General features: G+C 73.6%; 4 protein-coding genes. All 4 read right to left on the bottom strand.

Annotation, left to right across the window (positions count from 1 at the left end):
- Positions 1–2,280, bottom strand: a 2,280-nt coding sequence (locus tag ACFXB5_RS52800) for a HelD family protein (protein ID WP_385223083.1), incomplete at its 3' end; no start/stop codon positions are given.
- A 64-nt stretch (positions 2,281–2,344) separates the two neighbouring features.
- On the bottom strand, positions 2,345–3,109 hold the full coding sequence (locus ACFXB5_RS52795; RefSeq protein WP_385223081.1) for an anti-sigma factor family protein: 765 nt from the start codon (positions 3,107–3,109) through the stop codon (positions 2,345–2,347).
- Positions 3,106–3,627, bottom strand: coding sequence for a sigma-70 family RNA polymerase sigma factor (locus tag ACFXB5_RS52790; protein ID WP_385223079.1), 522 nt, complete (start codon positions 3,625–3,627; stop codon positions 3,106–3,108). Before ACFXB5_RS52790 ends, ACFXB5_RS52795 begins: the two co-directional genes overlap by 4 nt.
- Before the next feature lie 261 nt (positions 3,628–3,888).
- On the bottom strand, positions 3,889–4,491 hold the full coding sequence (locus tag ACFXB5_RS52785) for a CGNR zinc finger domain-containing protein (protein WP_385223077.1): 603 nt from the start codon (positions 4,489–4,491) through the stop codon (positions 3,889–3,891).
- Positions 4,492–4,664: the final 173 nt, after the last annotated feature.

Genomic DNA, 4,664 nt, shown 5'->3' with positions numbered 1-4,664 from the left:
GCCCAGGCCCGTCAGCCACTGACGGGCCTGGGCGCGCCGGTTCATCGCGACGACGACGCCGACGGTGCCGTCCACCTCGTCCAGCAGCCGGGCCGCCTCGCGGCGGGCGGCCGCGCCGAGGCCGCCGTCCGCGCCCGGTGTGAAGCGCGGCGCCACACCCGTGGAGCGGACCGCCTCGGGGGCGGGGGTGCCGGGCATGGCGAGGGTGAGGACCTTGGTGGCCAGTTCGGCGATCTCCGCCGGGTTGCGGTAGTTGACGGTCAGGGTGAAGCGGCGGCGCGGGCGGCTGCCGAGCGCCTCGTCCCGGGCCCGCCCCGCCTCGTCCGGGTCGGACCAGGAGCTCTGGGCCGGGTCCCCGACGACCGTCCAGGTGGCGTGGCGGCCGCGCCGTCCGACCATCCGCCACTGCATCGGGGTGAGGTCCTGCGCCTCGTCGACGATCACGTGGGCGTAGTCGGTGCGCTCCCGCTCGGCCCGGTCGGCGCGGCTGCGGCGGGGGCTGACCCGGTCGGCGTAAGTGGTCAGTTCGTCCAGACCGGTGAGCTGGTCCAGCGGGTCGGCCTCGCGGGGGGCCGCGGGGCGGGCGGGGGTGCCCAGGAGGGTGGTCAGCTCGTCCAGCAGCGCCACGTCGTGGACCGACAGCGGGCCCTGCCCGTCCGGGCCGAGCCGGGCCAGCGACCGGGCCACCTGGCGGACTTCGCGGGGGTTGAGCACCCGCCGTGACCAGCGGTTCAGCCGCTTCTCATCGGCCATGGCGGCGAGGACGGAGCGGGGGGTGAGCTCGGGCCACCAGGCGTCGAGGAACTCGTGGAAGGAGTCCTCGGAGGAGATGTCCTCGTCGAAGCCCTCCCGCGCCTCGGCGGCCAGTTCGGGGTCGGTGTACCGCCTGGGGGCGCCGGAGCGGGTCCACAGCGCGTCCAGGAGCAGCCGCCGGGCGCGGGGGCGCAGCAGGTTGACGGGCGCGGTGCCGCCCAGCACGTGTCCGCGGATGGTGCGCAGCTCTTCGGCGCCCAGTTCGACCCGGGCGCCGAAGGCGACCACGCGCAGCCGCTCGGGCGGGCCGCCGGGTCTGGACCCTGGGCCCGCACCGGGTCTGCCGCCGTGGGCCGCCAGCGCCCCGTCCAGTGTCAGCTGGCCATTGTCGGACGACTCGGATGACGAGGCCGATGACGACGAAGGGGCCGAACCGGCGGGCGCGGCGGCTCCGCGCGGCAGCTCCAGCGCGCCGCGGGCGGCCTTGCGCAGCACCTTCACCATCCGGGACGAGCCCTTGACGCGGGCCACGGCCGGGGTGTCGTACGTGGTGGCCTCGGCGCCCTCCACCAGTGAGCCCACCGCCCGGATGGCCACCTGGCCCTCCTCGCCCAGCGAGGGCAGCACGCCCTCGGTGTAGGCGACCAGCAGCGGGGTGGGGCTGACCACGAGGATGCCGCCCGCGTACCGCCGCCGGTCCTGGTAGAGGAGGTACGCCGCGCGGTGCAGCGCGACCGCCGTCTTGCCGGTGCCGGGGCCGCCCTCGACCTCGGTGACGGAGGCGGCGGGGGCGCGGATCACCTGGTCCTGCTCGGCCTGGATGGAGGCCACGATGTCCCGCATGGTGTGGCCGCGCGCCTGGCCGAGCGCCGCCATCAGCGCGCCGTCGCCGACCACCGGCAGCGCCCCGCCGTCGAGGGTGGCGCTGAGCTCCGGGCGCAGCAGGTCGTCCTCGACGCCGAGCACCCGGCGGCCCTTGCTGCGGATCACCCGGCGGCGGACGACCCGGCCGGGGGCGACCGGGGTGGAGCGGTAGAAGGGCGCGGCGGCGGGCGCCCGCCAGTCGATCACCAGCGGGGCGTAGTCGGCGTCGAGGACCCCGATGCGGCCGATGTGCAACGTTTCGGCGATCTCCGCGCGGTCGCCGTCCGGGCCGGTGCGGATGGCGTCGTCGGCGGGTTCCACGGAGGTGTAGGCGCCGTCGGGGCCGCGTTGGCCGTCCTTGCCCGGCAGCAGATCGATGCGGCCGAAGAGGAAGTCCTCGAACTCGCTGTTCAGCCGGTTGAGGTGCACCCCGGCCCGGAAGACCTGGGCGTCCCGTTCGGCGAGCGCGCCTGGCGTGCCGACCTGACCGCGCTTGGCGGCGTCGTCCATGAGGAACTCCGCCTCGTGGATCTTCTCCGCGAGGCGGTGGTACACCCGGTCCAGATGCGCCTGTTCGATCCGGATCTCGCTGTCCCGGACCCCGTCCCCGCGGTCCCCCCGCGGTGCCGTCCGGTCGTCATGCGTGGCGTTCTGCGCGGCCACCCAGGCCCCCTTCTGTGTTCTTAAGGGCAGCCGTCAACCGTACACCTGAAGGGGAGCCGGTTTCTCAGAGCCTGACCTGGGCCAGGCGCTGGCCGTCCAGGGTGCGGACCTCGAACCGCTCGATGTCGTTGGTGTTCATGGCGGCGCCGCCCTGGGCGTAGAGCGGTTCCTTGCTCCAGCGGGAGCCGTCCCCGTCCTTGACGCCGTAGCCCGAGGTGGGCACGGCCCAGGTGGTGATGGTCTCCTCGTGGCCGTCCTTGCCGATGGCGACCAGGTCGCAGGTGCGCGGCCCCTTGAGGTTGCCCAGCTTGAGGGCGACGGAGGTGCCCCACCCCTTCTGCTGGAGCGAGACGGAGGCGTCCACCTTGGTGACGGGGTCGACCGAGCTGAACTTCTCGCCCTGGTCGTACACCTGCTTGGAGGAGGAGGCCACCACCTGGCCGTTGCCCCCGCCGTCGTCGGAGCTCGCGGTGATCGCCGCTCCCGCGAGCGGGCCGCCGACGATGAGGACGGCGGCCGCGGCGACGAGGAAGAGACGCCGTCTGCCGGCGGCCCTGCGGCTCACCGCGACGTCGTCCATCAGCCGGTCGAGTAGTTCGGGCCCCGGGCGGGCGGTGACCACCGCCGGATCCGGGAGCGCGGTGCCGTCGGCGGCGGTGGCGTACTCGGCCAGCAGCGGCGGGAGGCCCATCAGCTCGTCGAGCTCGACGGCGCACCGCTCGCACCCGATGAGGTGGTCCTCGAAGCGCGCCGCGTCGGCGGGGTCGAGCACCCCGAGCGCATAGGCGCCGACCGCGGTGTGCTGCTGGTCGTCCGCTGCCGGCATCATGCCGTGACCCCCCGTTCCTCGAGCGAGAGCTTCAGGGAGCGCAGCGCGTAAAAGACCCGGGACCTCACCGTCCCGGGGGGAACGCCCAGCACTTCGGCCGCCTCACTCACCGTCCGTCCCTTGAAGTATGTCTCGACGAGCGCCGCTCTATGTGCGTCGGTGAGGTCATTCAACGCGTCGGAGATGGTCATCTGGCGCAACGCGCGGTCGATGTCGTCCGCGGCGGGCATCACATGGAGCGGCGCCGCGTCCACTTCGTGGGGCCGTGCGCGGCGTTGGCGGTGGCCGTCGATGACGATGCGGCGGGCCACGGTCACCAGCCAGGGCCGTACCGATCCTCCCGAGCGCCGCAGTTGGTCGGCGTTGCGCCAGGCGCGCAGGAGCGTCTCCTGGACCACGTCCTCGGCGCGGTGCCGGTCGCCCGCGACCAGGCGCAGGACGAAGGCGAGAAGCGGGCCTGCGTGCTCCGCGTAGAGCGCGCGCATGAGCGCGTCGTCCGGTGTCGTCCTCTCGGTCACGAGGGCATCTTTGCGTACGCAAGCCGCCGGGTCGAGGGGGGTACGGGCTGGAAACGCTCGCCGTTCACCCGTCACCGTGTGATGTACATCCCATTCCGGGACTGAACATCTCCCGCTGTGCGGTGCGTACTTGAGTCCGAGTAAGGCCGACGCCGGGCGGGCGCCGGCTACCAGGAAGGGCTCCCTCCCCAAATCCGCCCCGCAGGCCCCGGTCCCCCCATCCGGGGCCTGCGTCATGTCCGGGTCATGACTGAATATCGCTCATGCTTTGCTGATGCTCGGGTTTACCCGGCGGCGGTGACGGGCAACCCGCTCGCGGTTTCCGCAGACTTCGCTGGAGCACCAGCGCCTGCGGCGGCCGCGCGAGGTGTCGAGGTAGACCAGCGAGCAGGTCTCCCCCTCACAGCGCCGCAACTGCCCGCGCGCCACCGGGTCGGTGAGCAGCTGCACCGCGTCCCGGGCGATCTGGGAGAGCAGCGCACCACAGTCCGGCTTCCCGGCGAGGGCGCCGACCAGAGTGCCGTCGGGGGTCCGTACGGCACGCAGGGCGGGCGGGGCGGTGGCGGCCAGCGCGTTCATCCGCTCCAGATCGGCGGCCGCGGCATGACCCTCGACCTCGGTGTGGACGATGCGGTGCAGCAGGTCGCGGGCGGCCCGGAAGCGGATGAGCCAGCGGTGGTCCACGGCCTCGAGCGAGGTGCCGCCGGGCACCAGTCCGGCGCCCAGCAGCCACGCCCTGAGGGGCTCCACCCCGCCGAGCCGCTCGACGGGCGCCTCGCTGAGCCGGCCGCCGACCGTGGCCACCAGGTCCAGGCAGATCCGCCCCGAGTCGAACCGCAGGTCGTAGGCCAACGCCGACGCCATGTTCCTGTCACCCCTTCGGGGAAGGCCCGATCCGGTCACCCTTCAGAGTGCCCGCCCCGCCTGTCCCCCGTAACCCCTCAGGACCAGGCCCCGGGCAAACGCCCGGCGACCGGCAACGGCCGCCCCCGCCCGGGACTGTCTCTTCTACACATCTGACTCAGCCGACGAGAGTT

It is taken from the genome of Streptomyces sp. NPDC059455 (genome assembly GCF_042750115.1).
Lineage (GTDB): Bacteria > Actinomycetota > Actinomycetes > Streptomycetales > Streptomycetaceae > Streptomyces > Streptomyces endocoffeicus.
This window is presented reverse-complemented; position numbering and strand designations above follow the sequence as displayed.